16 protein-coding genes and 1 tRNA gene are annotated in these 15,391 nt (G+C 64.6%); 7 read left to right on the forward strand and 10 right to left on the reverse strand.

Annotated elements, in window-relative coordinates; translation table 11 throughout:
* From AOT87_RS22060 to AOT87_RS22070, 3 genes are all read left to right on the forward strand, one after another.
* Positions 1 to 1,305: an AarF/ABC1/UbiB kinase family protein gene (locus AOT87_RS22060; RefSeq protein ID WP_081343346.1), complete on the forward strand. Its 1,305-nt coding sequence runs from the start codon at positions 1 to 3 to the stop codon at positions 1,303 to 1,305.
* 1 nt (position 1,306) lies between these two features.
* Positions 1,307 to 2,251 (forward strand): alpha/beta hydrolase, encoded by a 945-nt coding sequence (locus AOT87_RS22065; protein ID WP_057967434.1) that lies wholly within the window; start codon positions 1,307 to 1,309, stop codon positions 2,249 to 2,251.
* Between the two features lie 178 nt (positions 2,252 to 2,429).
* The gene (locus AOT87_RS22070) at positions 2,430 to 3,290 is read left to right on the forward strand and encodes a cyclopropane mycolic acid synthase family methyltransferase (protein WP_057967511.1); all 861 of its coding nucleotides are present in this window, start codon (positions 2,430 to 2,432) and stop codon (positions 3,288 to 3,290) included.
* Here the strand turns inward: AOT87_RS22070 and AOT87_RS22075 are convergent.
* Positions 3,269 to 4,714: a glycerol-3-phosphate dehydrogenase/oxidase gene (locus AOT87_RS22075; RefSeq protein WP_057967433.1), complete on the reverse strand. Its 1,446-nt coding sequence runs from the start codon at positions 4,712 to 4,714 to the stop codon at positions 3,269 to 3,271. The genes AOT87_RS22070 and AOT87_RS22075 overlap by 22 nt on opposite strands.
* A 20-nt stretch (positions 4,715 to 4,734) precedes the next feature.
* Positions 4,735 to 5,334 carry a TetR/AcrR family transcriptional regulator gene (locus AOT87_RS22080; protein ID WP_057967432.1) on the reverse strand — a complete coding sequence of 200 codons (600 nt, stop codon included), beginning with the start codon at positions 5,332 to 5,334 and terminating at the stop codon, positions 4,735 to 4,737.
* Between the two features lie 63 nt (positions 5,335 to 5,397).
* Between AOT87_RS22080 and AOT87_RS22085 the strand changes: the two genes are divergently transcribed.
* From AOT87_RS22085 to AOT87_RS22100, 4 genes are all read left to right on the forward strand, one after another.
* Positions 5,398 to 6,990 (forward strand): FAD-binding oxidoreductase, encoded by a 1,593-nt coding sequence (locus tag AOT87_RS22085; RefSeq protein WP_057967431.1) that lies wholly within the window; start codon positions 5,398 to 5,400, stop codon positions 6,988 to 6,990.
* A 5-nt stretch (positions 6,991 to 6,995) separates the two neighbouring features.
* On the forward strand, positions 6,996 to 7,874 hold the full coding sequence (locus tag AOT87_RS22090) for a diacylglycerol kinase (protein ID WP_057967510.1): 879 nt from the start codon (positions 6,996 to 6,998) through the stop codon (positions 7,872 to 7,874).
* A 124-nt stretch (positions 7,875 to 7,998) separates the two neighbouring features.
* The gene (locus AOT87_RS22095; RefSeq protein ID WP_057967430.1) at positions 7,999 to 8,697 is read left to right on the forward strand and encodes a YciI family protein; all 699 of its coding nucleotides are present in this window, start codon (positions 7,999 to 8,001) and stop codon (positions 8,695 to 8,697) included.
* A 6-nt stretch (positions 8,698 to 8,703) separates the two neighbouring features.
* Positions 8,704 to 9,921 carry a sigma-70 family RNA polymerase sigma factor gene (locus AOT87_RS22100; RefSeq protein WP_057967429.1) on the forward strand — a complete coding sequence of 406 codons (1,218 nt, stop codon included), beginning with the start codon at positions 8,704 to 8,706 and terminating at the stop codon, positions 9,919 to 9,921.
* Here AOT87_RS22100 and AOT87_RS22105 read toward each other — a convergent pair.
* The 8 genes from AOT87_RS22105 to AOT87_RS22135 all read right to left on the reverse strand — a co-directional run bounded on the left by AOT87_RS22105 (position 9,918) and on the right by AOT87_RS22135 (position 15,305).
* On the reverse strand, positions 9,918 to 11,621 hold the full coding sequence (locus tag AOT87_RS22105) for a GAF domain-containing protein (protein WP_057967428.1): 1,704 nt from the start codon (positions 11,619 to 11,621) through the stop codon (positions 9,918 to 9,920). The genes AOT87_RS22100 and AOT87_RS22105 overlap by 4 nt on opposite strands.
* Positions 11,622 to 11,665: 44 nt before the next feature.
* A complete protein-coding gene (locus AOT87_RS22110; RefSeq protein WP_030096619.1) occupies positions 11,666 to 12,316 on the reverse strand; it encodes a response regulator transcription factor in 651 nt (216 codons plus the stop codon).
* Positions 12,317 to 12,378: 62 nt separating this feature from the next.
* Entirely contained in the window at positions 12,379 to 12,510 is a 132-nt protein-coding gene (locus tag AOT87_RS29530) for a hypothetical protein (RefSeq protein WP_256364541.1), read from the reverse strand.
* Positions 12,511 to 12,663: 153 nt separating this feature from the next.
* Positions 12,664 to 13,374: a 50S ribosomal protein L1 gene (gene rplA, locus AOT87_RS22115; RefSeq protein WP_030096618.1), complete on the reverse strand. Its 711-nt coding sequence runs from the start codon at positions 13,372 to 13,374 to the stop codon at positions 12,664 to 12,666.
* Positions 13,375 to 13,442: 68 nt separating this feature from the next.
* Positions 13,443 to 13,871: a 50S ribosomal protein L11 gene (rplK, locus tag AOT87_RS22120; RefSeq protein WP_030096617.1), complete on the reverse strand. Its 429-nt coding sequence runs from the start codon at positions 13,869 to 13,871 to the stop codon at positions 13,443 to 13,445.
* A 78-nt stretch (positions 13,872 to 13,949) separates the two neighbouring features.
* Positions 13,950 to 14,750, reverse strand: a complete 801-nt coding sequence (gene nusG / locus AOT87_RS22125) for a transcription termination/antitermination protein NusG (RefSeq protein WP_057967427.1) — start codon at positions 14,748 to 14,750, stop codon at positions 13,950 to 13,952.
* Between the two features lie 24 nt (positions 14,751 to 14,774).
* Positions 14,775 to 15,185, reverse strand: coding sequence for a preprotein translocase subunit SecE (gene secE, locus AOT87_RS22130; protein ID WP_046254710.1), 411 nt, complete (start codon positions 15,183 to 15,185; stop codon positions 14,775 to 14,777).
* 47 nt (positions 15,186 to 15,232) lie between these two features.
* A tRNA-Trp gene (locus tag AOT87_RS22135) sits at positions 15,233 to 15,305 on the reverse strand.
* Between the last annotated feature and the right edge of the window lie 86 nt (positions 15,306 to 15,391).

Raw genomic sequence — 15,391 nt, forward strand, 5'->3', positions numbered from 1 at the left:
GTGACGTTGCTCTCCGAAGCCGCGCGGCTGGGCACGACCGGCTGGCAGGTCGCCCGTACCGCGGGGCGAGTACTGGGCAAGATCACCAAAAAGGGCAGCCTCGAGCAGAAGCTCATCGCCGAGCTTCCGCAGACCTTCTCCGACCTCGGCCCCACGTACGTCAAGCTCGGCCAGATCATCGCGTCCAGCCCGGGCGCGTTCGGCGAGCCGCTCTCTCGTGAATTCCGCGGGCTGCTGGACCGCGTGCCACCCGCCGATTCCGTCCAGGTCCGTGAACTCATCATCTCCGAGCTCGGAGATGAACCCGAAAAGCTCTTCGCCAGCTTTGACACCGAACCGTTCGCATCCGCGTCGATCGCCCAGGTGCATTACGCAACACTGCATTCCGGTGAGGACGTGGTGGTCAAGATCCAGCGCCCGGGAATCCGGCGCCGGGTGGCCGCCGACCTGCAGATCATGAAACGCGGCGCGGCCCTGCTGGAACTGGGCAAGGTGGGCCGGATGCTCTCGGCCCGCGATGTGGTGGACGATTTCTCCGGAAACCTGTCCGAGGAGCTGGACTTTCTCGCCGAGGGCCAGGCCATGCAGACCTGGGTGGAGCACCTGCACACCTCGTCGCTCGGCAAGAACATCCGGGTGCCGGATGTGCACTGGCATTACACAACCTCCAGAGTGCTCACCATGGAGCGGGTGCACGGCATCCGCATCGACGACGCCCCGGCCATTCGGAAGGCGGGATTCGACGGCACCGAACTGGTGAAGTCGCTGTTGTTCTCGGTGTTCGAGTCCGGACTGCGTCAGGGCTTGTTCCATGGCGACCTGCATGCGGGAAATCTTCTGGTGGACAACGAGGGCCGGATCGTGTTCCTGGACTTCGGCATCGTCGGCTTCATCGACCCACGGACCCGCTGGCTGTTGCGCGAGCTGATTCACGCGCTGCTTGTCAAGAAGGATCATCGCGCCGCGGGCAAGATCGTGGTGCTGTTGGGCGCCGTCGGCAATCCCGGCGACGCCGACAAGGGCACCCGGGACATCCAGGCCTTCACTACCCCGCTCACGATGAAATCCCTTGGCGACATGTCATATTCGGAGATCGGCAAGCAACTGTCGGCACTCGCCGAGCAGTACGACGTGAAACTTCCCCGCGAGTTGGTGCTCATCGGCAAGCAATTCCTGTACGTCGAGCGGTACATGAAGCTGCTGGCGCCGCGCTGGCAGATGATGGAAGACCCGGAGCTCAAGGGCTACTTCGGCAATTTCATTGTCGATATCAGCCGTGAGCACAACCGCGAGGGAGATATCTGAGATGACAGTCAGCACCGCCAAGGTCGGCGATATCGAACTGTGTTTCGAGGAGTTCGGCAATCCGGCCGACCCCGCGGTACTTCTCATCATGGGCATCGGCGCGCAGATGGTCTTCTGGCGTACCGAATTCTGCCAGCAGCTCGCCGGCCAGGGTTACCGTGTCATTCGCTTCGACAATCGCGACTGCGGTCTGTCCACCAAGCTTGACGGGGTACGTGCCGGGGGCGGTGCACTCATTCCGACCATGGCGAAATTCCTTGCCGGCGTGAAGATCACCGATACCGCCTACACCCTGGTGGATATGGCGGCGGACGCCGCCGGTCTGCTCGATCATCTCGGCATCGAACAGGCACACATCGTGGGCGCCTCGATGGGCGGCATGATCGCCCAGGTTTTCGCCGCCGAGCATCCCGACCGGACGCAGACGGTCACCATCATCATGTCGAGCAACAACCAGCCCTTCCTGCCCCCGCCCGGGCCACGCCAGCTGATGGCGTTGCTGAAACCCCCGCCGGCCGGCGCCACCCGCGAGGAGATCATCGCCAACAGCGTGCAGGTGGGCCGGACTATCGGCAGCCCGAAATACCGTCAGTCGCAAGCAAAGTCATATCTGCACGCTGCCGAGTACTACGATCGCAGCTACTACCCCAAGGGGTTCGCCCGGCAGTTCGCCGCGATCATGGGAACCGGCAACCTGGCACCTTTCGACAACCGAATCACCTCCCCCGCACTGGTTTTGCACGGCAGGGCCGACAAGCTGATGCGTCCGTCGGGCGCGCGTGCCATCGCCCGGGCCATTCCCGGCGCACGTTTGGCGCTGATCGACGGAATGGGCCACGATCTGCCCGAACCACTGTGGGGCCGCGTCATCGCCAAGCTCACCGAGAACTTCGCCCGATCTGAACCGGCGCAGGACGAGACGGAATCTGAGGCGGCGGGTCGCTAATTAGCACCCGTAGGGAACGATCTCGCGCAGATCAAACCCCGTGCTAAATATGCCCATTTCCCTTGTACCTGCAACAATCTTGCTCTAGCCTCGGCACGGGACATCAGCCAGCACCAACGTCCACCAATCGCTCGCGCGCCGCTCGGGGCATCGCGCCATCCTCATGGGAGGTCGCCCTATGTCTAAATTGACCCCAAAATTCTCCGATGTACAAGCGCATTACGACCTGTCCGACGACTTCTTCGCACTGTTTCTCGACCCCAGTCGAACCTACAGCTGCGCATACTTCGAGCCTGAGACCCTGACGCTCGAGCAGGCACAGCAGGCCAAGATCGACCTCGCACTGGGAAAGCTGGGCTTGGAGCCCGGGATGACCCTGCTGGATGTGGGCTGCGGTTGGGGCTCCACCCTGAGGCGCGCTCTCGAACACTACGACGTCAACGTCATCGGCCTCACCCTCAGCAAAAACCAATTTACGCATGTCACCAACCTTCTCGACTCCGTCGAGAGTTCGCGTACCCATGAGGTGCGACTGGCTGGGTGGGAGGAGTTCGACGGCACCGTAGACCGGATAGTCAGCATCGGGGCCTTCGAGCATTTCGGCCACGAGCGGTACGACAGCTTCTTCTCGATGGCGCACCGGATACTGCCGGATGACGGAAAGATGTTGCTGCACACCATCGTCAGCTATCACCCCGAGGAACTGAAGCGCATGGGCATTCCGCTTCTGATGTCGCGGGTCCGATTCATGCACTTCATGATGACCGAGATATTCCCTGGTGGCCGTTTACCTTCCGTACCCATGGTGGATCAGCATGCCGCGCTGGCGGACTTCCACATAACGCGCCACCAGTGCCTGCAACCGCACTATGCGCGCACCCTGGACTGCTGGGCCGAGAACCTCGTAGCGCATAAGGGCGAAGCGATTTCCCTTCAGTCCCAAGAGGTTTACGATCGATATATCAAATACCTGACGGGCTGTGCCGATGCCTTCCGGGAAGGCTGGATCGACGTCGTTCAGTTCACCTGCGAGAAGTAGGAGTCGACGAGACCCTGCACCGCGTCGGCCGCCAGTTCCTTGTCGGCGGGCACGAGCCCGATACGGGTACGGCGATCAAGAATGTCATCGGTGTCGAGCGCGCCCTCATGGGTGAGCGCGAACTCGACCTGCTCGCGGGTGATGCCGACACCGCTAACCAACTGGGCACCAACGGAGCCCGGCCAGTCATCGACCACCGCCAGGTTCTGTGTCACACACTCCGAAGCCGCAAGCGGCCGGCGTTCCAGGCCCGCGTCCAACGCGTCCTGAGCCATCTTGCGATAGGTGGTCAGCTTGCCGCCCACCACGCTCACCACACCCGAATCCGATACCCGGACCGCGTGCTTACGGGACAAGTCGGCGGTCGCGGAATCATCCCCGTCAAGCAGGGGCCGCAGCCCCGCAAAACGTCCCACCACATCGGATTCGGACAGTGAGGTCTGCAGCACCGTGTTCACGGTGTCGAGCAGGAACCGCTCTTCGGACGCAGAGGGTTCGGCCACATCCGGTATCGGTCCGGGTGCCGGTTCATCGGTGAGACCGAGATACACCCGATCGTGGATGGCCGGCAGCGCGAACACGAAACGATTGATCGTGCCGGGCACCGGAACGGTCAGGGCCGCGGTAAGTCCGCCGAAGCTGGCAGCCCGGAAGACCAGGTGCGTACCACGGCTGGGACGCAGCTTGATGTCATGATCGACTTGGCCGGCCCACACCCCGGCGGCGTTGATCACCAAACCAGCCTGCACCCGGACGGTATTGCCGGTCAGCTCGTCGCGAAGCAACGCACCGTCTCCGGTGACCTCCTCGGCGGAGACACGGGTGAGGATCCGGGCGCCCAATCCGGCCGCTGTGCGCGCGATCGACACCACCAGCCGCGCATCGTCGACGAGCTGGCCGTCGAAGGCCATCAGGCCACCGCGAAGCCCATTGCGCCGCACCGTTGGGGCACGGCGGATCACTTCACCCGCATCGATGGAGCGTGAGCGCGGCAGCACATCGGCCGAGGTGTGCGCGAGTTTGCGTAGCCCGTCCCCCGCCACGAATCCCACCCGCACCAGCGTCCGGCTGAACATGCTCACCGCGGGGTGCAACGGAACAACCTGCGCGAGAGGGTGAATGAGATGCGGGGCGGTACGCGTCATGAGGATGTGCCGCTCAATCGCACTCTCCCGGGCGATGCCCACCTGGCCCGAAGCGAGGTAGCGCAATCCGCCGTGTACCAGCTTTGAACTGAATCTACTTGTCCCGAAAGCCAAGTCATGTTTTTCGACCAGGGTGACCCGCAGTCCTCGGCTCGCCGCGTCGAGCGCCACCCCGACGCCGGTAATGCCGCCGCCGATGACGAGGACATCAGTCGGAGTGCCACCGGCCAGCGCCGCAAGATCTGCGCCGCGGCGCATGCTGTTGAGCTGGGTTGTCATGAATTCTCCTAAGGGGCAGATCAAGCCGTGAGATATCCGTCGATGGCAGTGGCCAATTCGTGCACCAGCTCGTCCGGCGACATGATGTCGGTGACGATGCGCGCCGACTGGAGAACCGACTGTCCGATCAGCAGCACCATCGCCGCCATCTGCTCCGGGGCCCCGCCACGAATCGATCCGTCGCCCTGCCCCTCGGCGATGAGCATCGCTGTCCAGCCGATGAGCGCACGCTGACTGGTCCCCAATCGCCGCACGATGTAGGTCAGCAGAAGTTCGGGGTCCGATCGCAAGATCGCCGCGAAAATCGAATGCTCGCGCACCTGGGTGACCAGCCCTGTCACCGATTGGACCAGGCGATCACGTGCGTGCCCCTGTCCGGTCGCGGGAAGGATTGACGCCATTTCCCGGGTCAGCAGATCGGCGACCAGGGAGCGCACATCGGGCCAGCGTCGATACACCGACGGACGGCTGACACCGGCGCGTTTGGCGACCTCAACCAGCGTGGTGCGGCGCACTCCGAACTCGGTGACGCATGACAACGCCGCGTCCAGGATGCGTTCGGTGACGGCATCCGCCGGAATCTCCGCGACCGCGGCGATATCAGTGGTCTCGACCGTCATGTCACCTCACCCTCTCCCAGAAATCTGCGTTACAACTTGCCATCGTATGTAATACTGTAACGCATGATGGAGTGGGACGCCTGGGGCGTGGCCGAAAAACGACAGACTCTCTCACCTCAGGTGAAGGCGCTCTTGGCGTCGGCTCTGGGCATTCCCGAACGAGATCCGGTCAGCCGCGATGAGTCGACCGTCACGCTGTCCCCCAGCTCGCTCACCGAAGAACAGCTGGCCGCTCTGTCTGAACTGCTCGGCGCGGAGCATGTCCGCACCGATCATGGCGCCCGGCTACGGCACGCGGGCGGCAAAAGCACCCCGGACCTGTTGCGCCGACGCTCCACCGACGTCCAGGAAGCACCCGACGCCATCGTCTACCCGGCGTCGCATGATGAGGTCTCCACTCTCCTCTCACTGTGTGACGAGCGGGCCATCGCGGTCGTACCGTTCGGCGGCGGCACCAGCGTGGTCGGCGGGCTGGACCCCGAGCGCGGCGGATTCACCGCAGTCATCGCAGTGGATCTGCGAAGGATGTCCGGCCTGGTCTCCCTCGACGAGGAATCCGGAACCGCCGTGCTACTGCCGGGAACAACAGGCCCCGAAGCCGAGGAACTTCTTGGCGCCAAGGGCTTCTCACTAGGGCACTTCCCCCAGAGCTTCCGGTTCGCGAGCATCGGCGGTTTTGCCGCCACTCGCTCCTCCGGGCAGGCCTCCAGCGGATACGGGCGCTTCGACGCGATGGTGGATGCGGTCCGGATCGCCACCCCGCGCGGAGATCTGGAGCTGGGCAGGGCGCCCGCGTCGGCAGCCGGACCCGACCTACGGCAGCTCTTCCTGGGATCGGAAGGAGCCCTCGGCATCATCACCGAGGTGACGGTGCGCGTGCACCGGCTCCCCGAGGAAACCTGGTACCAGGGCTGGTCCTTCCCCTCCTTCGATGCCGGGGCCCAGGCGCTGCGCACACTGGTTCAGTCCGATGCCGCACCCACCGTGCTGCGGCTGTCCGATGAAGCCGAAAGCGGACTCAATCTCGCACTGGCCAAAGACATCGGCGGGAAGAACCCTGCCGCCGGAGTGCTGGCGATCACCACGGTCGAGGGCACCCCGGGGCATGTCGCCGCCCGCTCGGCCGAAGTGGCGGCCGTTCTCACCGCCGCCGGTGGCACAGCTCTCGGAGACGAGCCCGGCAAGGCATGGGATCACGGCCGTTTCGACGCACCGTACCTGCGCGATGCCCTCATCGACGCCGGCGCGGTGGTGGAGACGTTGGAGACCGCGACCTCATGGCGCAACCTCGCCACCCTGCGTACGGCGGTCACCACTGCACTCTCTGAAACACTGGGCGCCCAAGGCACCCCGCCATTGGTGTTGTGCCATATCTCGCACACCTATCGCACCGGCGCCTCGCTCTACTTCACTGTGGTGTGCGCGGCCACCGAGGATCCGATGACCCAATGGGGCAAGGCGAAGAAGGCCGCGGGTGACGCCATCGTCGCCGCGGGCGGCACCATCACCCACCATCACGCGGTAGGGCGTGATCATCAGCCGTGGCTTGTCGATGAGGTCGGCGAGCTCGGCATCGAGATACTGCAGGCGGTGAAGCAAACCGTCGATCCGCGGGGAATTCTCAACCCCGGCAAGCTAATTCCTGTCAGCGAGTAATGCCGATGACCCACCTCACCGTCCTGACGAATCCGGCAGCCGGTCACGGCGCAGCGCAGGCAGCCGAGGCTGCCATCGCGCATCTGCGAGCGCGCGGGCTGACGGTGACGCATCACGCCGCGTCATCGGCATCGGAATCGCACGCACTTGCCCAGGAAGCCGCCCGCACGGGCGCCCGCGGGATCGTCGCCGCGGGCGGAGACGGTCTGGTGAGCATCGCGCTGCAGGCGGTCGCGTCCACCCCGGTAGCGCTGGGCGTCATCCCCATCGGCACCGGAAATGATTGCGCCCGCATGCTGGATATCCCGCTTGGCGACCCGGTTGCCGCCGCCGACGTGATCGCGTCCGGCAGCACCCGGGTGATCGACTGCGGGCGCGTGCAATACAACGGACACACAACCTGGTTTGCCACCGTGGTGGCATCGGGATTCGACTCGTTGGTCAATGATCGGGCCAACCGGATGAGCTGGCCCCGTGGCCGACGCCGGTATGACATCGCCATGGCGTTGGAAGCGGCGAAGCTGCGGCCGCTACCGTTCCGCATCGAATTGGATGATCAGGTGATCGAGACCGATGTCACCCTGGTCGCGGTCGGAAACGGAACCTCGTATGGCGGCGGAATGCGCATCTGCCCCAATGCCATTCTGGACGACGGGCTGCTGGATGTGACCGTGGTGGCCGCAGGCGGACGGCTGCGCCTGCTGCGGCTCTCCCCCACGGTCTACAGGGGCACCCATGTCGATCTGCCCGAGGTCAGCACCTTCCGGTCGCGGCGTGTCCGGCTGTCCGCCGCCGATATCACCGCCTATGCCGACGGCGATCCGGTGGCGCCCCTGCCGATCGATATCGATGTCGTTCCCGGAGCCCTGACCGTCTTCGCCTGACCGTTGCGCTGGATCCGGAAACTTTTTTTCCCGCGAGGTGTCTGAACGGTAATGCGCGGTTCGTCAGACAGGTAGAGAGTGGATCGCAGAGTTCCGCTCACTGATACCGACGGAGGGCTCCACCATGCATTACCTCGCGCTACTCATAGGTCCCCAGCAGGAACGCACCCCCGACGAGGCTGCGCAGGAACTGACGGATTACTTGAACTTCCTGGCCAAGGCAGCGTCAGTCATCCGCGCTGGCGACGCGCTGTATCCCGAAGCCGACAGCGTCCGGATCACCGGCGGACCCGATGCCCCCGTCATCACCGACGGTCCGTTCGCCGAGGGCGCCGAGGTCGCGAACGGCTACTACGTATTGGAGGCGGACAATCTCGATGACGCCCTTGCCTTGGCCCGGGACATCCCGGAGGCCAAGCGCGGCGCGGTCGAAGTGTGGCCACTGGTCCACTGCTCCCAGGAATTCGGAGGACAGGGATCCACAAGCTGGCTCGCACTGCTGTTGGAGCCCGGAGAACACGCACATGTACCGGGCAGCCCCGAATGGGAGGCCGTGGCGGCCAAGCACGGGGTGTTCGGTGAGAAGGCAAGTGGGCACATCAAGATCGCGGGACCGCTGCATCCCCCGTCCACGGCCACCACGGTCCGGGTCCGCGACGGAGAGACTGTGCTCACCGACGGCCCGTACGTCGAGGGAAGTGAAATCGCGAACGGTTTCTACGTGCTCACCACCGATGACCGCGACCAAGCCATCCAGCTGGCCTCGCAGCTGCCGGCATCGGCGGTGCAGTTGCGGCAGCTCACCGGCGTCTCGGGTTTCTAACACCGGATGACCAATCTGGACGGCGTCTTTCGGCGGGAGTGGGGGCCAACGGTCGCCGCCATCGCACGGTGGTCGGGAGACCTCACCGTCGCCGAGGACGCCGTTCAGGAAGCGTGCACTGATGCTGTGCGCACCTGGCCACGCGACGGAATACCCGACAATCCGGGCGGGTGGTTGCTCACAGCCGCACGGAATAGGGCGCGCGACCGGTTGCGACGCGAGACGCTGCGTCCGGGAAAGGAATTGGCCGCCGTGGTCGACGACATCACCGCCCGCACCGACGTCTCCGATCCCCAGTATGTGCACGATGATGAGCTGCGGATGATGTTCACCTGTGCCCATCCCGCGCTCGAGCGAGTCTCCCAGTTGGCCCTCACGCTGCGGCTGGTATCGGGGCTGACGGTCGCCGAGATCGCCCGGGCACTCCTGCACAGCGAGGCCGCGATTGGTCAGCGAATCACCCGTGCCAAGGCCAAGATTCGCACGGCGAACATTCCCCTGCGGGTGCCGCCTGCCGAGCTCCTGCCCGAACGCACCCCGCATGTACTCAGCTGCATCTATTCGGTCTTCACCGAGGGCTACTGGTCCACGGGCGGGCCGTCGGCGATTCGCGACGAGCTCTGCGACGAGGGGGTACGGCTGGCCGGTGAGCTGAGCAAGCTCATGCCGCAGGAACGAGAGGCCAATGCACTGGCCGCACTGGTACTGCTTCATGATTCACGACGACTGGTACGCATGGATCGCGACGACGCGCTGGTGCCCCTGGACGAACAAGACCGGACCCGATGGGATAACGAGCGCATCGCCCGTGGATTGAGCCAGTTACGGCAGGCCGCCGGCTCGACCGGCCCCTATCTACCGCAGGCGGTGATCGCCGCCCTGCACGCCACCGCGCCCTCCTGGGAGGAAACCGACTGGCACACCATCTGCCAGGCCTACGACCGGCTCGCCCAGATGACGGGCTCACCAGTGGTGCTGGTGAACCGGGCGTTGGCCATCGGTCTGCGCGATACCCCCGACGCAGGACTGGCCGCGCTGGAGAAGGTAGCCCACGATCCGCGATTGGCGCGATCGAATCTGGCGGCCACCGTCCGCGCCGACCTACTTCGGCGCGCCGGACGAAACTCCGACGCCGCACAGTGGTACCGAACAGCGTTGTCCACCAATGGTTCCGACCCAGGACGTGCATTCCTGCGCCGGCGGATAGCCGAGTGCGAAGGCTAGGGCAGCGGAGCCGACCACACCAAGCGGGTACCGCCGGTGTCCATCGCCGAGACGCTGAACGTGCCACCCGATTCCGCGGCCCGATTGGCAAGCCCGCTCAGGCCGCTGCGCGCAACCACCTCCGGGATCCCGATGCCGTCATCCACCACCTGCACGACCAGCTCATCGTCCACCGAAACCGTCACCGACAACTCCTTGGCGCGCGCATGCCGGACCACATTGCTCACCGCCTCACGCACCACCGCCTCGGCATCGCCCGAGGTACTCGCGGGCACGACATCCAGCGGCCCACTCATGCGCACCGATACGCGCAGGCCCGAATCGGCCGTGAGCTCGTTGATGGTGGAACGCAATGTGGCACGCAAGGATTCGTCATTGGTGTGTAAATCGAAGATCGCGGTCCGGATCTCCTGGATCACCTCGTGTAGCTGGTCGATATGGTCGGCCAGACGAGCCGCTACCGCCGGATCCGCAGATCGCCGATGCGTGCTCTGCATCGCCAGTCCGACGGCGAACAACCGCTGAATGACGTGGTCGTGCAGGTCACGGGCAATACGATCGCGGTCGGCCAGCACATCGAGTTCGTGTTTGGCCAGGCGGACCTCGGCTTGTTCCAGCGCCAGCGCAGCCTGCCCTGCGAAGGAGGCCGCCATGTCGAGCTGCTCCTCGTCAAAGGCCACCGAGCTGACGGTGCGCAGCAGAATCAACACACCCGCCGTCGACTCCCCGCCGCCGAGGGGCAGGACCAGCGCCGGCCCAAACGCCAGGTCGGTACCTTCGGTGAGGTCAACTGCGAGCCGGCCTACATTCCTTGGCTCGTGATCAACGAAGGTGCTGCCCGAGGTCGAACCGTCGATAGGGATCACCTTCTCGCACAGCACCTCTGCACCCTCCCCGATACACACCGACACCACCAGCTCGACGACGTCGTCACTCGCGCCGACGGGGAGTGCGATGAACGCGAAGTCTGCCTCGGCGAGCAGAGCGGCATTGGCGGCCACCAGGTGCAGCGCCTTGCCCGGTTCCGCACCGCCGAGCAGCTCGGCGGTGATGTGGGCGGTGGCGCGCTGCCATTGCTCACGGCGGCGCGCGTGCTGATAGAGGCGGGCGTTCTCGATGGCGATCCCCGCCGCCCCGGCGAGCGCGCGCACCACCACCTCGTCATCCTCGGTGAACTCCTGCCCGTCGAGCTTCTCGGTGAGGTAGAGCCGACCGAATATCTCACCGCGCACCTGCACGGGCACACCCAGAAAGGTCCTCATGGGCGGATGGTTCGCCGGGAACCCGACCGAGGCCGGGTGCGCCGCGATATCCCGCAGGCGCAGCGGCTTGGCCTCGTCGATCACCACGCCGAGCACACCGTGACCGGTGGGCAGCGGTCCGATCAGCTCGCGGGTCGCCTCGTCGATGCCCTCGTAGACGAACTCGGCAAGTTTCTCGTCCGATCCCACCACGCCGAGGGCACCGTACCGGGCACTGACGAGCTCCGATGCCGCGCAGACGATTTCCCGCAGGGTCGCGTCCAGCTCCAGCCCCGAGCTGACGGCCATGACGGCGTCGAGGAGGGCATCCATGCGCCCACGCGTGCCATCGACTATCTGCTCGATTCGCCCCTGCACTTCAGCGAGCAATTCACGCAGCTGCAAATGGGCAAGCTCGGCCGTCACCCGATTGGGTTGCGCACCAACATCCTCGACCACAGTTCAACTCTCGCACACCTTGCTCCCCGGTGAACACGAACCCGTCAGCCGTGCAGGCCCTGGTTGTCACGTGCGAGCTTGGTGGCCAGCACGGCAACCTGCGTGCGGCGTTCAAGGTCCAGTTTGGTGAGCAGACGTGAGACGTAATTCTTGACCGTCTTCTCCGCCAAGAACATTCGTTCCGCGATCTGACGGTTCGTGAGCCCCTCCCCGATCAGTTCCAACAACGTGCGCTCCTGCGCGGTGAGCCCGGCCAACGGCGACGGGTTGTCCGCCGCCGCCCGCAGCTTGTTCATCAACGCGGCGGCGGCCCGGTTGTCCAGCAGCGAGCGCCCCGCGCCCACGGTGCGGACCGCGGAGATCAACTCCATCCCCTTGATGTCCTTGATGACGTAGCCGCCGGCGCCCGCCATGATCGCGTCGAGCATGGCGTGTTCGTCGGTGAATGAGGTCAGCATCAGACAGTTGAGATTCGGCAGCTTGGAACGCAACTCGCGACACAGCTCGACGCCGTTGCCGTCGGGAAGGCGAATGTCCAGCACTGCGATGTCTGGTTGAAGTGCCGGGATGCGTGCCATCGCCTCGGCCACCGAAGACGCCTGCCCGATTACCGAAAAGTCCTCTTCCTCTTCGAGCAGGTCAGCCAGACCGCGGCGTACCACCTCATGGTCGTCGACCAGGAACACCGTGATCATGTCCGTTTCCCTTCCACCCGCTGCACCCAGTGTGGCACCGGCGACGGAATCCAGCAGCGGCATCATCGCAGTCCACCCACGTAGAGATCGCCGATGTTCTTGTCGCTGTGCGATATCGCGTCCAGCAGATGACGGGCCGACACCAGCGTCCCGACGCTCGCGCTGTCCTGAAGTGGGATAGAGCGCACCGACATGGCATTCCTTCCCGTCGTACCCGTTGTTTCACGGTAGGACGCCAAGGATCTGGACCGCTACGGTCTTTGGTCCCTACTCACGACAAAACCCCCGTTTCCTCCCTCGGCACGAAGGGGAAACGGGGGTTTTGTGCAGCTAATGCGCGTTGGAGGCTACTGGACCTCGAGGAAGTTCCGGGTCACGCTCGGATCGACCTGGATGCCGGGGCCCGTCGTGGTGGTGACCACAACCTTCTTCAGGTAGCGACCCTTGGCCGACGACGGCTTGGCACGCAGGATCTCATCCAGCACCGCACCGTAGTTCTCCGCCAGCTTCTCGGCATCGAACGAGGCCTTGCCGATGATCAGGTGAAGGTTGGAGTGCTTGTCGACGCGGAAGTTGATCTTTCCGCCCTTGATGTCGGTGACGGCCTTGGCTACGTCCGGGGTCACGGTGCCGGTCTTGGGGTTCGGCATCAAACCGCGCGGGCCCAGGACACGAGCGATGCGGCCGACCTTGGCCATCTGGTCCGGGGTGGCGATGGCGGCGTCGAAATCCACCCAGCCGCCCTGAATCCGCTCGATCAGGTCGTCGCTACCGACAACGTCGGCGCCGGCGGCGGCAGCCGCTTCGGCCTTGTCGCCCACCGCGAAGACGATGACGCGAGCGGTCTTACCGGTACCGTGCGGAAGGTTCACGGTGCCGCGGACCATCTGGTCAGCCTTGCGGGGGTCGACGCCGAGGCGCATCGCGACCTCAACAGTGGCGTCGTACTTCTTGGACGAGGTCTCCTTGGCCAGCTTTGCGGCTTCCAGAGGGCTGTACAGCTTCTCGCGGTCCACCTTCTCGGCGGCCTCGCGATATGCCTTGCTGTTCTTGCTCATTGGTATCCAATCAATTGTTGGTCGTGGTCGTGCAGGCCGAAGCGGGCCTTACCACTGGGTGTTCGGTGCTATTCGACGGTGATGCCCATCGAGCGCGCGGTGCCGGCAATGATCTTGGCGGCGGCGTCGATGTCGTTGGCGTTGAGGTCTTCCTTCTTCGTCTCGGCGATCTCGCGCACCTGATCCCACGTCACCTTGGCGACCTTGGTCTTGTGCGGCTCACCGGAACCCTTGGGCACACCGGCGGCCTTCAACAGCAGCTTGGCGGCGGGAGGGGTCTTGAGTGCGAAGGTGAAGCTGCGATCCTCGTAGACACTGATCTCCACGGGGATGACGTTTCCGCGCTGCGAATCCGTCGCGGCGTTGTACGCCTTGCAGAACTCCATGATGTTGACGCCGTGCTGACCGAGCGCGGGACCGACCGGAGGCGCGGGGTTGGCTTCGCCGGCCTTGATCTGCAGCTTGATCAGCCCGACGACCTTTTTCTTCGGGGCCATTGGGGTCTTCCTACTTTCCTTCCGTACCCGCACGTTTTCGTACGGGCTCTGCGAACCGGCATGCGGTCCGAAGTCTTTTTAGAGCTTCTCCACCTGGGTGAAGTTGAGCTCGACCGGGGTCTCGCGGCCGAAGATGGACACCAGCACCTTGAGACGCTGCTGTTCGGCGTTGACCTCGCTGATGCTGGCGGGCAGCGTCGCGAACGGGCCGTCGGTGACGGTGACCGACTCGCCGACCTCGAAGTCGACCTCGATGACCGGACGCTCCAGGCCACCGGTCTCGGCGGCAGCGGCTGCGGTCTCGGTCGCCGAGCCCTTGGCAGGCTTCTTGGCGGGAGTCTGCGGCAGCAGGAACTTCACCACGTCATCGAGGGCCAGCGGCGACGGACGCGAGGTTGCGCCGACAAAACCGGTGACACCCGGGGTGTTGCGGACAGCACCCCAAGATTCGTCGTTCAGTTCCATCCGGACCAGGATGTAGCCGGGCAGCACCTTGCGGTTGACCTGCTTACGCTGGCCGTTCTTGATCTCGGTGACCTCTTCGGTGGGCACCTCGATCTGGAAGATGTAGTCGCCGACGTCCAGGTTCTGCACACGGGTCTGCAGGTTCGCCTTGACCTTGTTCTCGTAACCGGCGTACGAGTGAACGACGTACCATTCGCCCGGCTCGCGGCGCAGCTGAGCCTTCAATGTGACGGCCGGGTCAGCATCCTCATCGGCCTCAGCCTCAGCCTCGGCAACCGGCGCATCCGAAGACGACTCGGTCGGCTCCTGAGCCGTCGCCTCGGTCTCGGTGCTCTCGTCGACCACGTCGACCGATACGGCGGTATCAGCGGTGTCTTCTGGCTCGCTCGCAGCGTCGCCATCGAAGGTCGTCACCGTTTGTCCTCTCTCGTCTCTCTACTACCCGAACACCAGCATGACCAGCCGGGCCAGGCCCAGGTCGATCACACCGATCAGGGTGACCATGAACACCAGGAAGACCAGCACCACCGAGGTGTAGCTGACCATCTGCTTGCGGTTCGGCCAGATGACCTTGCGCAGCTCGGCCACAACCTGCTTGAGGAACACCCAAAGCTGGACGAGCGGATTGCGCGAAGGTCCCGTCTTGTCCTTCTTGGCGGCCGGTTTCCGACTGTTCTTCGCAGCCTTCTTCTTGACCTCACCGGTCTCGGAGCCACCGGATTCGGTGAGCTCCGTAGCCGCGGTCGAGACGTCAGCACGGCGGGTCCGCTTACCCGTCGGGCGAAGCGGCTTGGTCGAGGTGACGGCCCGGTCGCTGTCGACTCCGGACTCGTCTAGCTCGTCGCTCATGCCCTTCCGTACCTCTCTGTTTCCCTAGTGCTTACTCCAGGGTGTTGCAGGGGTGACAGGACTTGAACCTGCAACCTGCGGTTTTGGAGACCGCTGCTCTGCCAGTTGAGCTACACCCCTATGGCTGGCATGCCAACCTGGTGGCCGGGGCCCTCACACAACACACGCGCCTCCCGAGTACCCGACAGGCGCGTTGTGGTGGGAAA

Origin of the sequence: Mycobacteroides sp. H003 (genome assembly GCF_001440135.1) — a bacterium.
Taxonomy (GTDB): domain Bacteria; phylum Actinomycetota; class Actinomycetes; order Mycobacteriales; family Mycobacteriaceae; genus Mycobacterium; species Mycobacterium gwanakae.

Coding starts and splice junctions, on each gene's coding strand:
- AOT87_RS22095 (WP_057967430.1), top strand. CDS start 7,999: ATGCATTACCTCGCGCTACTCATAGGTCCCCAGCAGGAACGCACCCCC.
- AOT87_RS22070 (WP_057967511.1), top strand. CDS start 2,430: ATGTCTAAATTGACCCCAAAATTCTCCGATGTACAAGCGCATTACGAC.
- AOT87_RS29530 (WP_256364541.1), bottom strand. CDS start 12,510: ATGTCGGTGCGCTCTATCCCACTTCAGGACAGCGCGAGCGTCGGGACG.
- secE (WP_046254710.1), bottom strand. CDS start 15,185: ATGAGCGACGAGCTAGACGAGTCCGGAGTCGACAGCGACCGGGCCGTC.
- AOT87_RS22100 (WP_057967429.1), top strand. CDS start 8,704: ATGACCAATCTGGACGGCGTCTTTCGGCGGGAGTGGGGGCCAACGGTC.
- rplK (WP_030096617.1), bottom strand. CDS start 13,871: ATGGCCCCGAAGAAAAAGGTCGTCGGGCTGATCAAGCTGCAGATCAAG.
- AOT87_RS22090 (WP_057967510.1), top strand. CDS start 6,996: ATGACCCACCTCACCGTCCTGACGAATCCGGCAGCCGGTCACGGCGCA.
- AOT87_RS22080 (WP_057967432.1), bottom strand. CDS start 5,334: ATGACGGTCGAGACCACTGATATCGCCGCGGTCGCGGAGATTCCGGCG.
- rplA (WP_030096618.1), bottom strand. CDS start 13,374: ATGAGCAAGAACAGCAAGGCATATCGCGAGGCCGCCGAGAAGGTGGAC.
- AOT87_RS22065 (WP_057967434.1), top strand. CDS start 1,307: ATGACAGTCAGCACCGCCAAGGTCGGCGATATCGAACTGTGTTTCGAG.
- AOT87_RS22075 (WP_057967433.1), bottom strand. CDS start 4,714: ATGACAACCCAGCTCAACAGCATGCGCCGCGGCGCAGATCTTGCGGCG.
- AOT87_RS22085 (WP_057967431.1), top strand. CDS start 5,398: ATGATGGAGTGGGACGCCTGGGGCGTGGCCGAAAAACGACAGACTCTC.
- AOT87_RS22110 (WP_030096619.1), bottom strand. CDS start 12,316: ATGATCACGGTGTTCCTGGTCGACGACCATGAGGTGGTACGCCGCGGT.